The following is a 14,166-nucleotide window of genomic DNA, read 5'->3' as shown; positions in this document are numbered from 1 at the left end:
CCGCTGGAGATTTCTCGTACCGTTTCCCTGTCGGCCATGCCCAATCCCGAGGTGAGCCTTCCCATCTCGCCCCGTGCATACCTTGCACCCCAAGGAACAGGTACTGCCTGACTTGCTGCTGACCGCCTAGCCGGTCGCTGAACCCCAAAATTTACTAGGACCTATCGTGCGCCGTTTGGCGCACGCGGGATTCGCTCACCCTAAAGAAACCTCCATGGCTCTCGATCAGCAACAGACAACGCTTGCCCTCGCCTCGCTGCGGCTTCGCATGGGCGACGATCTCAAAGAATTTCAATGCGCCCAGCGCATGCTGCTGCGCAAAGTAGTACTGCAAGACGAACTGCAGTGGAATGTGATCTGGCAAGGGAAGAACGTTATTTCCGCCCGCCTCGTCCAGCGCTTGCAGCGTCTCGGTGGTCTGATGGGGGCATGGTAATGCGTACTGTGATCGCTCATAGCATCGCTGTGCTGTTGCTGCTTGCGCCGGCTTTTCTGACTGCTCTTGGGCTGGTGAAAGGGTAATGATGCGCGGTGCACGAATTAAGGACCATGCGTCATTCCGTTCGGCTGCGGACTTGCTGCGTGAGCGCGCGGCATGGGTGCCCACGCCTCCGGGTAATGAAGCAGCCAAGGCTGAGCTAGAGAAATCCATTTCTCTACTGCGCAACCGGCGGCGGCCCAATCTCCAAACCGGGATTGCCTATTCCTGGGCAGCGATGCCCAAGCCAGTGCGTCGACACATTCTGGCCCTGGCGGGATTCTCGGCGGATCGCTGGGAATGCCCTATTCACTCCTTCACAGAAGCTGAACGCCTGGCCATGCGCCATGCGGTGCTGCGTGCCATTACGACGTATGAAAGAGCCCTCAATGCAGTCTAGAACAGTCGATGCGAAGACACGGCGTCGGCATCGGGCCTTCGTCGAATCTCGCCAGTTTGCCGGAGAACTGGCACGTATTCCGCTGAAGTGGCGCGGACGTGTCGTGAGCCAGGCGCTGGAACTGATGTCGGTATGGCACTGGAACAAGATCTTTGAACCGGTTGCGGTTCAGTTCGTCCGCGAATTCGCTGAGCAGTACGTACCGGCCGGCGTGGACCTGTCGCAGGATGATGCCGATATTTGCGCCACGGCCGAGAAAGCCGCCGAGAACGTCAAGAAGGTTTTATGGAAAGCGATTTCTGACACCCACGCACGCGACCTCATTGAACAAGAGTGTAGCGACTACGGCATTGATATGCCTGAAGTGGATGATGATGACCTGCGCGCCATCATTGCACGTGTCGTGGATCCACGCTGGTGGCGCAGGCAACTGCGCAAGGTGGTCGGCCGCGCCTTTGAGGGCGGCAATATCCGCCTGGGCTACGTCCATTACCACGGCGAGCCCTATGCCAGTAATGACGCCGTACTGTCTCGCCTGGCACAGAACCGGAGAAATGCTGCCGCACTGGAATCAACCATTGTGCGCAATGAGGCTGGCCAGGAATTCAGCATTGCTGAGCTGGCCGAGAAGACGACTGCCAATAAGACCATTCGTCGTGGCGAACTCATGCTGCGCATCAATGGTTTCGAGGCCATTGCGAAGGAGTGCAACGATCAGGGCCTGTTCCTCACCTGGTCTTGCCCATCGCGCTTCCATGCGACGCTGCACACCGGTAAGCCGAATCCGAAGTATGACGGTTCGGACCCGCGCACCGCCAATAAGTACCTCGGCAAGATGACTGCGCTGGCGCGTTCGGCGCTGGCCCGTCGCGGTATCGGCCTGTACGGCTTCCGTATTGCCGAACCGCATCACGATGGTTGCCCGCACTGGCACATGCTGGTGTTCGTGCGCGCACTGCAGGATTACACCACGCCGCACGTCAAGGACGTGGCCAGCCGCGCTATCCGCGTCATGAAGAGATATGCCTGGCGTGTGGATCGCGGCGAGCCTGGCGCATTCAAGCGCCGCCTGGATGTGAAGCGTATCGACTGGGCGAAAGGTAGTGCTGCGGGCTACATCGCCAAATATGTGGCCAAGAACATCGATGGGGTGGCGGACCACAAGACCAAGGAAGGCTATCTCATCACCACCGATATGGCGGGTGATCGTGAGCTGACGCCCTCGGCCCGCGTGGAAGCCTGGGCGGCCCGCTGGGGGATTCGTCAGTTCCAGCAATGGGGTGGCGCACCGGTAAGCGTCTGGCGCGAGCTGCGCCGCGTTCCGGCAGACATGGTGCAAGAAGCACCACCGGCGATGGCTGCTGCCTGGGATGCGGTGCAGAAGGTCGAGGGCGAGAAGCGCGCGTGCTGGGCCAGCTATTTGCGCGCCCAAGGCGGTGCCATCGTGAAGCGCGACGATCTGATGGTCACGCTGGCGAAGGAAACCAAGACAGTCAGCGGTCGCTATGAAGAGTGCGAGCGCGTCATGCCTTATGGCGTCCAGTGTCGCCAGATGGTCGGTGTGGTTTTTAAATCCGTTCGGCACACATGGACGCCAGTTCAAGGACACGACGCCCGCGCTTCGGCGGGTTCGGGGTTCCCTTGGACTCGTGTAAATAACTGTACGCAGCCCGCTGGGCCTGACTTTTCAGCAGATGTGTCCTTCGAGCCGAAGACATCACCAGCGCCGGTCATGTTCAAGCCCGACCAAGCCGCCCAGATCGATCATGCCTGGCTCGCCCTGGGCGCATGTCCCTGGCCTCGACCGGTGGTGGACGACATGCCGACATGGCCAGGGCCAGCTATGACCGCCGACGAACAGCGCCAGGCCCTGGCCTCATGGGACGCAATCAAGGCATGCCCATGGCCGCGCGTGGTGCCGGTGCAGGATAAATCGCCGCGCCGTGGAACGCCGTGCCAGGTCGCCGACTGGCGGGCCGGCCGGCTCGATGTGACAGAACTTCCGATTGATACCAACCCAACGAAAGGGAACGCCCCATGACCGCGTTTCGTGTCGTCGTGCGCACTTCCAACGCACGCCATTCTTACACCGCCATCGCAGCCCATAGCTGCGACGTGATCGCCGCCGCCGTCGATCGCTTTGGCGTGTGCTCTGTTACGGCCATTCAGGAGAACCAAAAGTGAACGCAACCACAACCACCAATCCCGCCGTGTCTTACCGCGCCGAAGGTTACGACACCACGTATTTCGCCAAGCAGCCGAAACAGCGTGATTTCGTCATGCTGCCACCGCAGCCCCTGGACCGCATCACGTTCAACACACCAGATGACGGTGTACTGGCTGGCTATGTATCGGTCATCCGTCAGCACCTGGGCAATGGCCAGAGATTCGCCTGGGTGGAGCTGGATGACGAGCTGGCAGGGCAATTCCGGGGCGTGCCGCTGGTGGACATCCTCACTTGCGATGATGCGGGAAGCCTGCGCCGTAATATGCCGAACCAAGAAGCCAGACGTCTGTGCCTGAGCGACTACAGCGAAAAGTTGAAATCAGAGCCTCTGTGGGCAGCTTCTACAGATACTGGCCGAGCAGTTAAACCCTAAGCTCCGAAGCAGAAACATGCCCTAGACAAAAATGCAGAAACCGAAAGACATAATCTACATCCGGCATTATGAAGGCGACGATCTTTACAAGCTCTAAACAACAATCCAATTTTGTTGGACAGTTTCTGTGCAGCATTGATCACGCTAGTGACGAAATGCATCGTGAATACAATGCCGTGAACGGTTGCCTCTGCTGGAGAGCCTATCGAATCTCCATTTCACGTCTCAACAGATTGTTTCAAAAGCTGAGGGGCACTCTGCGCAACGAAGGTGTGATATGAAGGCACAAATGTTCTTAGTAATGAAATATGAGCGCATGACGATGACACTGGCCGAAGTCTGCGAGGAAATCAGCTTGGAGGTCGGCACCGCTCACAATAAAATCTCGGCAGGAACATTTCCAATCCCAACGCGTAAGGAGGGTAGGAACCGCGTGGCTGATGTACGTGACGTTGGCGACTACCTAGACAGGCAGCGCCAGGAAGCCAAGGAAGCGTATGAAATCCGGCATTGATGCCTTAATCCGCCTCAAACTGAAAGGCCTGAGCCCGGTGCAATACCGAACTCAGGCCTTCGCTGGCTAGCTTTTAAGCCGTCCGAATTTACGGGTCAGTTCAAAATTCCGAGCAGCCCGTTCGACCCAGGCCGGGGTCCCGGCCTGCTAATCCTCAGATTTCATTGCCGCCGCGATCGCCCTGATAGCGATCGTATATCGCCCCCGCCCAGGCCGCAAATCACGGCAGTCGCGCAATGGCATTGAGTTGAGCCTGGGAGTAGCCAGAGATATCCAATCCATTAGGGAAGTACTGTCGCAGCAAGCCGTTTATGTTCTCGTTCGATCCGCGCTGCTATGGACTGCGTGGATCGCAGAAGTAAACCTAGATGTTGATTTGCTCGCAGATTTGGCCCTCTCCATTTGACCCACCTTCCATTGCCTGCTGAAGGTAGCCACTCGGTCAGCCATCCGCGAAATCAATCACCACACGCGAGGCCACCTGGCCATGTTCCAGCCGTTCGAAGACCTGATTGATGGCCGAAAGCGGCTGCAACTCGATATCTGCCTTGACCTTACCGGTTGCGGCAAAAGCAAGCGCCTCATTCATGTCCTGGCGAGTTCCGACAAACGAACCGCGAATGGTGATGCAATTGGCCACCACATCGAACAGCGGTATCGGAAATTCTCCCGGCGGTAAGCCGACCAGTACGCAGGTGCCAAGCTTACGCGTCATAGAAACACCCTGCGCGAAGGCGCTTAGCGATGGTGCAGTGACAAGCACACCATGCGCCCCTCCGCCGATTTCTTTCTTCAACACTACAGCCGGATCGCTGGCTTTGGCATTGATCAGCAAATCTGCTCCCAACTGCCTGGCGTGCTCCAGCTTGCCATCGTCGACATCAATCGCGCACACGTTGAGTCCCATGACTTTGGCGTATTGCACCGCCAAATGGCCCAGGCCCCCAGCGCCGGAGATGGCAATCCATTCACCGGGCTTGACCGAGGTCTCCTTGATACCCTTGTAGGTAGTGACACCGGCACAGATGATCGGCGCCGCTTGCAGCGCACTGAGTCCTGCCGGAATGTGTGCGACATAGGCAGGATCAGCGAGAATGTATTCGGCAAATCCGCCGTTGACGGTGTAGCCACCGAATTGGGCCTGGCCACATACGGTCTCCCAGGCTTTCAGGCAATATTCACAATGGCCGCAAGCGGAAAACAACCAGGGCACACCGACGCGGTCACCCGCCTTCACCCTACTCACTCCGGCACCGACGGCTACAACCAAACCGATACCTTCATGTCCAGGTATGAATGGCAGTGTTGGCTTCAGAGGCCAATCTCCCTTAGCGGCATGCAGATCGGTGTGGCACACCCCACAGGCTTCCGTCTTGACAACAATCTGGCCTGCTGCCGGCGTGGGAATATCCCGCTCCCGTAGAACCAAAGGCTTTCGGAACTGCTCGACGACTGCGGCTTGCATTTTCAGTGCCATTATGAATTCCTTTGATTTTGAGAATTGAAGACGGGTGGAGCGGAAGACTTGAGCACGCTGCCGCCCAGCGGTGCACTCATTACATATGCCGTGTTTTTTTAGGCCGTGCTAGCCAGGCCACGGATCGCCTCAATCATTTTTACCAGTACGGTTTGCGCGTCGCCATACACCATCTCGCAGTTGTCCCCGTAGAACAGGGGATTTTCAATACCAGCATAACCACGGCCTTCACCGCGCTTCACGATGTATATTTTCTTCGCCTGGTCGGCATTGAGGATGGGCATGCCGAAAATCGGTGATGACTTGTCGTTGCGTGCAGCAGGATTGACCACATCATTGGCGCCTATCACCATCACTACATCGGTGTGGCTGAATTCTTCATTGATATCTTCAAGCTGATAGATCATGTCGTAAGGCACACTAGCCTCGGCCAGCAGTACATCCATTTGGCCCGGCATACGCCCCGCAACCGGATGCACCGCGAACTTCACAGTAACGCCGGCCACCTGCAACAATTTTACGAACTCATATAGCTTTTGTTGGCCGTGAGCGACGGCAAGCCCGTATCCTGGCACGATGATTACGCTACCGGCATAGCGCATGGAAATCCCGGCGTCGCCAGCATCGACCGGCTTCAGTTCGCCTTTGATAGCACCCGGCCTGGTCTTCGCAACCGCACCGAAATTGGTGAACACCACATTACCGATCGATCGATTCATTGCCTTGGCCATCAGTTGAGTGAGCGATAAGCCGGCCGCGCCCACTACCATGCCAGCGATCATGAGCGCCGGATTTTGCAGAACGAGCCCCTCCAGGGCCACGGCCAGCCCCGTTAATGCGTTGTAAATGGAAATCACCACGGGCATATCGGCACCGCCAATAGGCAATGTCATCAGCACACCGAAGACCAGCGCAAAAGCAAAAAACAGGCAGACCAATAGCGGCGCCGGCTGTGGTGTACCGATCACCACTTGCGTCAGATAGACGATGAAGCCTCCGAGAATGATGGTAGCCAGCATGGCGGTACCGTTTAGGATTTGTTGCCCGCGAAACCTCAGGGGCTGCTTAATTACTCCTTCCAGCTTGGCCCACGCAACCAGCGATCCGGACAGCGATACAGATCCAATCAGCGCGCCGAGCAAGGTAATGCTGAGTGATGGGATTCCGATGGCGCGAGTACTGAACAGTTCCATCGCCGCGATCGCTGCTGCAGCCCCGCCGCCCATACCGTTATAGAGCGCAACCATCTGAGGCATGGAGGTCATCGCTACACGTTTCCCGCTCAACCACGCCGTGCCGCCCCCCAATAGCAAGGCCGCGATTGCAAGTGCGATATTGAGCGGCAGATGCAGCTGTGCACTTGCATGGACACCGGCAATATAGAAGAAACCAACCACGACTGCGGCCAGCATGCCGCCACCTGCTAGCACAATCCCTGACGGTGCGGTGACGGGCGATGACATGCGTTTGAGACCATAGATCAGAAGAAACGCTGCAGCCAGATCCACGCCGCCGATTAGTAGTTGTGCAATCGAGTTGATCATGCTGGTTCCTCAGCCGGGCGTGGGCTTGGTCTGTGCGGCTTTCTTCGCGCGTCGTTTCGATGTTCTGGGATGCAGCGGTTTGGTTGGCCCCGGCTGAAACATCGCCAGCATGCGTTCGGTTACCGCGTAGCCGCCCACCGCGTTGCCAGCGCCCAGCAGCACGGCGAAGAAACCGATGACCTGATCCAGTGTCGTGCCGGCATTGAGCAACGCATACAGTGCGCCAACGACTACAATGCCGTGCACGAAATTGGAGCCGGACATCAGCGGCGTGTGCAATATGGCCGGCACACGAGTGACCACCACCCAGCCGGTAACGCCGGCCAACATGAGGATATAGACGGCCGCATAGCCGTTAATGCTGAAGTCGGGATTCATTGTGCGCTCCTGATGATGTCGCTTTCCATGCTGTCGGCCGATGCGTGGTTGGCCAGCACAATGCCGTTCTGCAGATTGCCGGAATGGGTTACCGCCGTTCTAGCCAGGACTTCGTCATCCCAATCGATAGTGACGACGTTATTTTTCAGCATCAAGGCCAGCAGGTTGTATTGGTTCCTGGCATACAGATCGCTAGCATCGCTGCTCAACAAAGAGGGAATATTTAGCGGTGCAACAATGGTGACAGCACCGATGTACGCGGTCTCACCAGGCCGCGTATCGAAGCAGTTGCCGCCGCCCTCGGCCGACATATCCACAATGACCGCCCCTCCTTTCATACCTTTCAACTGTTCGGCGCTGATCAGCTTGGGAGAGGGCTTTCCGGGAATCGCCGCAGTAGTGATGATGAGATCGGCCTGCTGTATATGTCGCGTGAGGACGGCATCGATCTTCACCTGTTCGTCAGCACTCAAGGCACGGGCATAACCTCCCTCGCCACGTGCGTCAACTCCAGTGTCGATGAAGCTCGCGCCCAGCGAGAGTGCCTGTTCCTGGGTCTCAGGACGAACGTCATAGGCCTCGACGACCGCACCCAGGCGATGCGCGGTGGCGATCGCTTCCAGACCGGCTACCCCAAGTCCCATCACCAGTACCCGGGCAGGTCCCACTGGCCCGGCTGCGGTGGTGATCTTCGGCAGGATTCTGGCGAGATGCGTCGCACCCAGCTGTACGCCGTAGTAGCCGGCCAGTGCAGACTGACTGGAGAGTGCATCCATCGCCTGTGCACGAGTGATGCGGGGAATGCGTTCCATCGCAAAGCAGGTGATCTTTTTATCCAACAAGCATTGCATCAGGCTGGTCGCTATTTCCGGGTAGATGAACGATATGAGAATTGCCCCCTCCTGCATCGCATTGACCTGTTGTACCGAGGGAGGCTGAACGGCGAGCACGACATCGGCCCGCTCGAGCAGTTGAGCACAATCGGAAGTAAAGAGGACCTCCTCATAGGCGGCGTCGTGGTAGCCGGCGCTGACACCCGCATCAGTTTGCATGTGCAGCCTGGCGCCAAGCTTGATCAGTTTGGGCACAAGAGCCGGAACCAGCGCGACACGGCGTTCATGCGGTCGCATTTCCTTCAGGATGGCAATAGTGACGTACATACTGATGGCCTATGCTGGGGCATCTATCGAAGCCGTGCGCACCAGTTTTTTGTTCACGAACTCCTGGATGCCCATGCTCGACAATTCACGTCCGTAGCCCGAATTCTTGATGCCGCCGAACGGTAAATCGGGCGTAGTCCAGGTGGGATGATTGATGAATACCATACCGGTATTGATGTGGCTGGCCAAACGCTTGCCGCGGTGTACGTCTCGGGTAAAGATGGAGCCGCCGAGGCCAAATTCGGAGTCGTTGGCCAGCGCAATTGCTTCGTTCTCATCCTTGACGCGGAAGAACAATGCCACCGGTCCGAAGAATTCATCCCTGAAGGCAGGATTGTCTGGAGTGATATGACTTAGAATTGTGGGCTCCATGAAAGCGCCCGGACGATTGAGGCGCTTGCCGCCCATCACCAGCTTTGCGCCTTTCTCAACCGCCTGCTTCACTTGGGCGAGCAACTTGATCAATGCTGCCTCGGTCGAGAGCGGCCCTAGCGTGGTTGCCACATCCATCGGATTGCCCGGTTTGAGCTTGGCAAGCGCAGTCTGGAACTTATCAAGAAATCGATCCGCCAGCTCCTCGACCACAATAAAGCGCTTGGCCGCAACACAGCACTGGCCGGTGTTGTTCATCTTGGCCCACACCGCCCATTCGACGGTCTTGTCGAGATCGGCATCCTCCAGCACGATAAAGGCGTCGCTACCACCCAATTCCATCGTCGATTTCTTCAGATTCAGACCCGCGCGCGCTGCCACAGCTTTGCCGGCCTCCACGCTGCCGGTCAGGGCAATACCTTTGATACGCGGGTCATCTATGACGCGGTTGACCTGGTCGTATGAAATGAGCAGGTTGGTGTAGGCCCCGGCAGGTGCACCGGCATCCAGCCATAACTTCTCAAAGGCGATAGCACATTGAGGCACACATCCCGCGTGCTTTACCATCACTACATTGCCGGCCATCAGATTGGGGGCTGCAAAGCGTGCGAGCTGATAGTAAGGAAAATTCCAAGGTTCCACGCCAAACAGCACTCCAAAAGCTGCGTTCTGGATCTCTGCTTCGCCGGTTGTCGGATGCAGTGCTTCTGGTGCCAGGAAGGTCTCGGCATTCTTTGCGTAATGGTCGATGATGTCGGCGCTCAGTTCCACTTCGCCACGCGCCTGGGTGATCAGCTTTCCCATCTCAAGCGTGACGGGCCGCGCAAATTCCTCGCTGCGCTCTCGCATCAGCACCGCCGCCCTGGCAACGATCACGGCGCGCTCGCCGTAACTCTTCTTATTCCAGATTTCAAAGCAGGCAGCGGCCGTTGCAAGGGCAGATTCCAACTGCCCATCGGTCATTTCCTCAAACTTTTGTAGGACAGTGCCGTCATAAGGATTAACACTTTCGTAGCTCATGGCATATTCCTTGTTGATTAGAAGCGAATTGGCAGAGCAGCGATAGCCAAGAACGATCAACCTTCAAAACAGCGCTGAACCGTCGTCCTGAGGGATCAGGAACTTTTTCCCGTCAGAATCGGCTACTCATTGCTCATTAGCCTCGATGATGACTTTCAGTGACTTGGTTTCAGGAGCATGCGCAAAAGTCTCATAAGCCTCCAGAATCTCATCGAACTTAAAGCGATGCGTAATCAGTTGTAAGGCATCGATTTTTTTAGCAGCAAGGGATTTGAGCAGCATGGGCGTGCTAACGGTATCCACCAGCCGGGTGGTAATGGAAATATTGCGGTCCCAGAGCTTTTCCAGATGCAATTGGACCGGTACGCCATGCACACCAATATTGGCGATAGTTCCTCCCGCCGCCACGACTTGCTGACATAGATCGAACGTGGCCGGAATCCCAACGGCCTCAATCGCAGCATCGACGCCCTTTTCCTGCGTCATTTGCATGATCTTCTCGCGTACGGCCCCATCTGCGCTGTTGATAATGTCGGTTGCGCCAAATCGCTTTGCCACCTCCAGACGGCTCTGGTCCAGATCGATCATGATGATCTTCGCCGGCGAATAGAATTGCGCCGTCAGCAAAGTTGCCAAGCCGATCGGCCCGGCACCGACAATCGCTACGATCGAGCCCGGGGCCACTTTGCCATTGAGTACACCGCACTCGAATCCAGTGGGCAGGATATCGCTGAGCATAACCAACGCATCTTCATCGGCGCCAGCTGGTACCGGATACAGACTGGTATCTGCATGTGGTATGCGCACATATTCAGCCTGCGTGCCATCAATCGTATTCCCAAGTATCCACCCGCCTGTGAGGCAATGTGAGTACATCCCGCGCCGGCAATACTCACATTTCCCGCATGAGGAAACACAGGAAATAAGTACGTGATCGCCTTTGTGAAACGTCGCTACGGCCGTTCCCACCGAATCGACGATGCCTACACCTTCATGTCCAAGGATGCGGCCTGGCTTACAGCTTGCCACGTGTCCCTTGAGAATATGGAGATCTGTACCGCAGATCGTAGTCTTCATGATCTTCACGATGGCATCGCCGGGCGCTGCAATGTCGGGCTTAGAACGGTCTTCAAGTGCCTTATTGTTGCTGCCTTTGTAGATTAAAGCCTTCATCGCACCCTCCTGCAGAGCTGAGAATCGGTCATTTGATGGATTCGATAATCCGGGAGACCAATTGTGTGCTCTGACGTCATCTGCCTTCTGTACGCTAACCCGCTTTGGCAGTATGAAAAATCCACCTTGGAGTGCTTCTAGAGAATGCATTGCGTCGATTGGGCTACTGTGCAAATTTCGGGCGCATCCCGTTGAACGACTTAGTCTCTTCATACGCGATTTTGGTACCCGGACTGTCTCTCTGTTTCAATACAGAAGTAGTTCCTCTGCATGTCTCTCTACCTGCTACCGAAATTTCGAGACATCCGTCCCATGTTCGATATCCAACAGACTCTCACTAAAGACTTCTTTAAAGTCAGGAAGTCGATTGAAACATGCTCTGTGCAGCCGCGCCGATCGTGCTTCTGTTCGTATGCAGTCATTCACAATCAGGAGGTTAATGATGAAAAAGATCAACTTAGTCATGGAACTCGCTGTTATCGCCATGATGTTTACAACAGGTTCGGTATCAGCCCAAACTGCCGGTAGCAGTACAACATTAGGCGTCAGCATTGTCGAATCCACACAAGTCGCATTGGGCTGGAGCGTCAAGAAATCGATCCTCGGGAAAGTGGTTTACACAGACACCGGTAAAAAGATTGGGAAGGTCGAAGATCTGATTATCGCGAAAGACCGACAGGTCTCCTATGTGATTATCGGGGCGGGAGGGTTCGTGGGTATTGGCACCCACAACGTCGCGATTCCTGTTGCGCAGATCGAATATCAGGGTGACAAGTTAATCATGCCTGGTGCCACACGTGATTTAGTCAAAGCACTCCCTCGTTTTGACTATGCAAGCAGTAGCTCAAGGCGCGATGAATTTGTAGCAAAGACTGAGGCTGACCTCGCCAGCGCCAGAACGGAAATTGCGATGTTAAAAAATCGCACCGTCTCGGGAACGAACGAGGCCAAAACGGAGATGGAGATGAGGATCAACGCGTCAGAAAAAGCACTGAAGGACACCGAGGATAAATTGATCGAACTGAAGAATTCCAAGGCAGGTCGATGGATGGAGTTTGAAGCAGGAGTGAAAGGTGCGAATGAACGCTTGCAAAGGTCGCTATTAAAGGCATCTGTGTGATCTCTACCGAGACTATCGCGACGTTTGAACTGCGCATCCATGAAGAAGAGCTGAGGCGCGATGCCTGGCGTGCGGCTGGCAATCTAGAGAAATATCTTGAAGCCTGCGGCACGGTGGATTGTCTTGAACGACAGCTGGAATTGAGATTCCAGAAACCATAGAAATGCATGCTCAGCTATATCGTACGGTGCGTGCATAAGGTGTTCGATATCTGGCGGCACGTCGTGACTATCAATCATGTCGCCAGCACTTCAAAGAGAAAATTTCAACACCGTTGAAAGGAATTGAAATGATTACGAAAAATGCCGGTCTTGCGATCGCAACTTATGCATCGCACCAGGAAGCGGAAGACGCCATCAAAGAACTACAGCGCTTGGGCTTTGACATGAAGAAAGTCTCTATTATCGGGAAGGACTATCGATTGGAAGAACATGTCATTGGTTTTCTCAACGCCGGCGATCGCGCCCGTATCTATGGAAAATTGGGCGCATTCTGGGGAGGGCTGCTTGGTATCCTTTTCGGATCGGCGTTGCTGTTCGTCCCAGTCGTGGGCCACATTGTCGTGCTGGGCCCACTCGCAGCGATGTTGTTTTCCGGCCTAGAAGGCGCAGTATTGGCGGGGGGCGCTAGTGCGTTGGTCGGCGCGTTGAGCTCGTTAGGTATTCCTAAGGACTCCGTGCTTCGCTATCAGACTGCACTTCAGGCGGAACACTTCATTCTTGTTGTTCACGGCGATACAGGTTCGGGGGAGCGCGCAAAGAGTCTGCTGACCTCTTCTGGCTATCTATCGTTCGAGCATCATGTGCCCTCTGGAAAGCCAACGTTGTCCGCTCCGCTGGAGCAGATCAATTGAACCGTTCTTGACTTAGTCGTCTCATGTGGTTAGACACGCGGGAGATGTAATCTGTAATCAAAGAAAGGTGCCCAGCGCCTTTCATGCTCGAGCTGGCAACCAATGGGGCACTTTTTATGGGGCGGCCAGTACAGCCTTTTTCGCGTGACTGACTCTGGCCTGATGCTGAGCCATTCACAAAGAAGCCGCAGTGGGTCGCTGCCTAGCTATGAAAATGGCCTCTTCCGGCGTAGCATTCTCTTACGATCACACAGCGCCTTCTGGAGATTTAACAACCTGGAAATCGCTCATGGATAAATCCAGTTTTCTGCCATTAATCCCGTTAGCACTAGCCGAAATGGATCGCGCTCATCAGCAGGTGCTGGCGGGATTTGTACAGTTGTCGCAAATACCTAACGCCGATTTTGCGGGGGCGTTCGATACATTGGTCAGGCAGATCGAGACAGGCTTCCGCAAACAAGAGGAACTAATGGACAAGATTGCGTATGTCGGTCTCAAGTCCCACCGGAAAGAGCATTGTGCCTTGCTTACTTTGTTGCACCGGCTGAAGCCCTATATCGATGATGGGGATACCCCGCCATCTGACATCGTCCAGAGCATGATGCCGGTCATGTTCATGAAGCACATGGGCGTTATGGATGCACAGTTGGCCAGTGTCTTGCGCGATTTCGAATGGAACCACTGACTATTGATTTTCTCTCAGATTTTACTCTCTCCATTTCCCCAGCTTCCATTGCCTGTTGACGCCAGCCACCCGGTCATACGCGCCATCGTATTCCAGTCCTTTTAGGTACAGGAACATCTAGTTAGGGGGCATTCTTTGCGTTGCAGATTTGAACATCTCTGCACTGAGTCAGGCGGAGATCTTGGCTGTGAAGTCATCGAGCGAGCTTGGTGAACGCTTTACTGGATAACCGGTTTTGTTGACATAGAATCGGATTTGGCGACGAACTGTCCTGAACGATGAACTGCTGATTGGACAGGATTCGCTTCGGAAGGTTTACTTCACGCGGCGGCAAGTCTTTTTACACAGCCTCGGCCAGAAGCGGACTTCTGACGCTTATCGGCGTCTAGGTA

15 protein-coding genes and 1 pseudogene are annotated in these 14,166 nt (G+C 55.5%); 9 read left to right on the top strand and 7 right to left on the bottom strand.

The genetic code is table 11. The annotated features are described in order from the left end of the window. The first annotated feature begins 214 nt into the window (after nucleotides 1-214). The 6 genes from BTM36_RS06175 (at nucleotide 215) to BTM36_RS06155 (ending at nucleotide 3,992) form a co-directional block, all read left to right on the top strand. Nucleotides 215-436, top strand: a complete 222-nt coding sequence (locus BTM36_RS06175; protein WP_077235592.1) for a hypothetical protein — start codon at nucleotides 215-217, stop codon at nucleotides 434-436. Nucleotides 437-521: 85 nt separating this feature from the next. Continuing rightward, complete coding sequence (locus tag BTM36_RS28580; protein ID WP_254426945.1) at nucleotides 522-878, top strand: hypothetical protein; 357 nt, start codon at nucleotides 522-524, stop codon at nucleotides 876-878. Next, nucleotides 868-2,919, top strand: coding sequence for a replication endonuclease (locus BTM36_RS06165; protein ID WP_077235591.1), 2,052 nt, complete (start codon nucleotides 868-870; stop codon nucleotides 2,917-2,919). Before BTM36_RS28580 ends, BTM36_RS06165 begins: the two co-directional genes overlap by 11 nt. Beyond that, nucleotides 2,916-3,062, top strand: a complete 147-nt coding sequence (locus BTM36_RS28275; RefSeq protein WP_168189750.1) for a hypothetical protein — start codon at nucleotides 2,916-2,918, stop codon at nucleotides 3,060-3,062. The genes BTM36_RS06165 and BTM36_RS28275 overlap by 4 nt, the downstream gene beginning before the upstream one ends. Continuing rightward, entirely contained in the window at nucleotides 3,059-3,478 is a 420-nt protein-coding gene (locus BTM36_RS06160) for a hypothetical protein (RefSeq protein WP_254426944.1), read from the top strand. Before BTM36_RS28275 ends, BTM36_RS06160 begins: the two co-directional genes overlap by 4 nt. Before the next feature lie 277 nt (nucleotides 3,479-3,755). Next, nucleotides 3,756-3,992 (top strand): hypothetical protein, encoded by a 237-nt coding sequence (locus tag BTM36_RS06155; RefSeq protein ID WP_006465534.1) that lies wholly within the window; start codon nucleotides 3,756-3,758, stop codon nucleotides 3,990-3,992. Between the two features lie 229 nt (nucleotides 3,993-4,221). Here the strand turns inward: BTM36_RS06155 and BTM36_RS06150 are convergent. From BTM36_RS06150 to BTM36_RS06120, 7 genes and pseudogenes are all read right to left on the bottom strand, one after another. Further along, nucleotides 4,222-4,365 (bottom strand): annotated as a pseudogene (locus BTM36_RS06150) (transposase); the annotation flags it as partial. Nucleotides 4,366-4,434: 69 nt separating this feature from the next. Further along, nucleotides 4,435-5,469: an alcohol dehydrogenase AdhP gene (adhP, locus tag BTM36_RS06145; protein ID WP_077235590.1), complete on the bottom strand. Its 1,035-nt coding sequence runs from the start codon at nucleotides 5,467-5,469 to the stop codon at nucleotides 4,435-4,437. 98 nt (nucleotides 5,470-5,567) lie between these two features. Beyond that, nucleotides 5,568-7,013: an NAD(P)(+) transhydrogenase (Re/Si-specific) subunit beta gene (locus tag BTM36_RS06140; protein ID WP_077235589.1), complete on the bottom strand. Its 1,446-nt coding sequence runs from the start codon at nucleotides 7,011-7,013 to the stop codon at nucleotides 5,568-5,570. Nucleotides 7,014-7,022: 9 nt separating this feature from the next. Next, on the bottom strand, nucleotides 7,023-7,391 hold the full coding sequence (locus BTM36_RS06135) for an NAD(P) transhydrogenase subunit alpha (RefSeq protein ID WP_077235588.1): 369 nt from the start codon (nucleotides 7,389-7,391) through the stop codon (nucleotides 7,023-7,025). Beyond that, complete coding sequence (locus BTM36_RS06130) at nucleotides 7,388-8,551, bottom strand: NAD(P) transhydrogenase subunit alpha (protein WP_077235587.1); 1,164 nt, start codon at nucleotides 8,549-8,551, stop codon at nucleotides 7,388-7,390. Before BTM36_RS06130 ends, BTM36_RS06135 begins: the two co-directional genes overlap by 4 nt. A 9-nt stretch (nucleotides 8,552-8,560) precedes the next feature. After that, the gene (locus BTM36_RS06125; RefSeq protein WP_077235586.1) at nucleotides 8,561-9,943 is read right to left on the bottom strand and encodes an NAD-dependent succinate-semialdehyde dehydrogenase; all 1,383 of its coding nucleotides are present in this window, start codon (nucleotides 9,941-9,943) and stop codon (nucleotides 8,561-8,563) included. Nucleotides 9,944-10,069: 126 nt separating this feature from the next. Beyond that, complete coding sequence (locus BTM36_RS06120) at nucleotides 10,070-11,116, bottom strand: zinc-dependent alcohol dehydrogenase family protein (RefSeq protein ID WP_077235585.1); 1,047 nt, start codon at nucleotides 11,114-11,116, stop codon at nucleotides 10,070-10,072. A gap of 439 nt (nucleotides 11,117-11,555) precedes the next feature. On the opposite strand from BTM36_RS06120, the gene BTM36_RS06115 reads away from it, so the two are divergent. The 3 genes from BTM36_RS06115 to BTM36_RS06105 all read left to right on the top strand — a co-directional run bounded on the left by BTM36_RS06115 (nucleotide 11,556) and on the right by BTM36_RS06105 (nucleotide 13,774). Continuing rightward, on the top strand, nucleotides 11,556-12,236 hold the full coding sequence (locus BTM36_RS06115) for a PRC-barrel domain-containing protein (protein ID WP_254426943.1): 681 nt from the start codon (nucleotides 11,556-11,558) through the stop codon (nucleotides 12,234-12,236). A 289-nt stretch (nucleotides 12,237-12,525) separates the two neighbouring features. Beyond that, nucleotides 12,526-13,089 carry a general stress protein gene (locus tag BTM36_RS06110; RefSeq protein WP_077235584.1) on the top strand — a complete coding sequence of 188 codons (564 nt, stop codon included), beginning with the start codon at nucleotides 12,526-12,528 and terminating at the stop codon, nucleotides 13,087-13,089. 289 nt (nucleotides 13,090-13,378) lie between these two features. Continuing rightward, complete coding sequence (locus BTM36_RS06105) at nucleotides 13,379-13,774, top strand: bacteriohemerythrin (RefSeq protein ID WP_168189749.1); 396 nt, start codon at nucleotides 13,379-13,381, stop codon at nucleotides 13,772-13,774. Nucleotides 13,775-14,166 lie beyond the last annotated feature (392 nt).

Source organism: Herbaspirillum sp. VT-16-41, assembly GCF_001994935.1.
GTDB lineage: Bacteria > Pseudomonadota > Gammaproteobacteria > Burkholderiales > Burkholderiaceae_D > Herbaspirillum > Herbaspirillum frisingense.
The sequence above is the reverse complement of the archived record's forward strand: the minus strand, read 5'-3'. Positions and strand labels throughout refer to the sequence as shown.